General features: G+C 42.8%; 1 protein-coding gene and 1 pseudogene. Both read left to right on the top strand.

The features are described from left to right. Positions 1-508 (top strand): BID domain-containing T4SS effector (locus ACFIO3_RS12180; RefSeq protein ID WP_375704532.1); only part of this gene is annotated, 508 nt, incomplete at its 5' end. Positions 509-811: 303 nt separating this feature from the next. Then, a pseudogene (locus ACFIO3_RS12175) lies at positions 812-2,012 on the top strand (transporter); the annotation flags it as partial.

Raw genomic sequence — 2,012 nt, 5'->3', positions numbered from 1 at the left:
TCACCAACATGCAAACGTCAAAAGATACCATGCCCAAATCCAATATTGGTGTAAAGTTGTTTTTGGGAACGAAAACACTTTACAATCACATGTGGAAACGCTTTTCCAAAACCCTAAAACAATAGAACAGCTGGCACAGCAACTTGCCGAAAATCCTCAGTCTTTTAACAAATACACTGGTCACAACTTTTGTGGTTTTAAAAATCAAGCACGCAGACATGCTGAAGCGGGGCTTTCTCATCTCATTGACGCCACTGACAATTATGCAACAGCTGTAACACAAGTAAGAGAGAGCCTTTCAAAAATTCAGAAGACAAAACAAGAACGCCATGAAACATCTGAGAGAGCGCAAAACTTGCATCAACAACAAAGCGCCTTACAGTCTACTCAACGCCCTGAGCCTTCAACAGTAACGCATGAAGGAACAACACCCTCTACGCAACAAAGAGAAACAGATTTTCGTCCTCGCAAAACTGCCGCCCCAAAAGCGATGGCTTTTGCCAGCTAAACAGACATACATTTTCACGTTGAATCGAACGTCTTGGCGCAGCCATGGGAGGGGTTATTTGCGCCAAGAGAGAGAAAGTTAAAACAAAACTCATTCTCTCACCACTTAATCTAAGCTATTGATAAAACAGTATTTAGAGAGTGATTATGATCTGCACTAAGAGAGTCAAATCTTGTGAAACTGCTCAGTTTTATATCCTCTCTTATAAAAGATAAGTGAAAAAGCATAAAACAGAATAAACACCAACGTGTATTTTTAAATAGTATTTAAAAACAATATTGGAAAAATTTGAAAGGAAAATGCATGAAAAAAAGAAATCCCTCCCCTTTTATCGCCGAAATGATGGAAAAATTTCAACAACAGGATGAACAATTTCCCACCAGAACGCCCCCTCCCCAAGTTTCTCAAAGTGTACCAAAACCACCTGTACAAAAACGCCCAGAGAATTTGTCACATTCCCCAAAGGTTGCACCACCACCTCCCCCACGTATGAGAGACAAAACGCTAACCGACGCAAAAGTCCAAAAGCCTGAAACTCAAAAAAATCCCTCCCTACAGACAAAAATGCCTCCGCCTAAACCCCCACGTATGAGAGATAAAACGCTAGCCGATGCAAAAGTCCAAAAGCCTGAAACTCAAAAAAATCCCTCCCTACAGACAGAAATGCCTCCGCCTAAACCCCCACGTATGAGAGATAAAACGCTAGCCGATGCAAAAGTCCAAAAGCCTGAAACTCAAAAAAATCCCTCCCTACAGACAGAAATGCCTCCGCCTAAACCCCCACGTATGAGAGACAAAACGCTAACCGACGCAAAAGTCCAAAAGCCTGAAACTCAAAAAAATCCCTCCCTACAGACAGAAATGGCTCCGCCTCCCCCCCCACGTATGAGAAACAAAACGCCAACTGATGCAAAAATCCAAAAGCCTGAAACTCAAGAAAGCCCCTCCACGCACATAAAAACGGCTCCACAAAGACCCCCGCGTGCAAAAGATAGAGAACAAAACAAACAAACTGCTCAAGAATCCCCCTCTCTACAGACAAAAATGGCTCCGCCCCTTCCCCCACGCATGAGAGCCAAAGTGCAAACCAGCACACAAATCCAAAAACCAGAAACCCTCGTCCCAAGTGTTAGACCCAAAACACCATCACATATGAAAGTCAGGCAGCAAAGCAGTTCATCATCACAAGACAGTGGAGCATATGCCGTCCCGCCTTCAAGAAAACCGCACCGAATAGGAGACAAACAAAAAAGCGATGCGGTTATCCAAAAACCTGCCTCTCCACATATAGCAATAGAACAACCAAAACCGTCTCACGAACCAAAAACATCCATTAATTCAATGGAACGAGAGCTATTGCTCGTAGCATATCAAGAAGAAATACAATTTTTGTGCGAAAAGGTTTATGGCGACCGACTTATTTTAAATGAAAGAATAGAAGCAATCAAAGAAAACCCCGATATGGGAGAACAGCTCTTATGGGATGTTACAGAACGGCCTAAGT

It is taken from the genome of Bartonella sp. AD328YNZD, from assembly GCF_042196425.1.
This window is presented reverse-complemented; position numbering and strand designations above follow the sequence as displayed.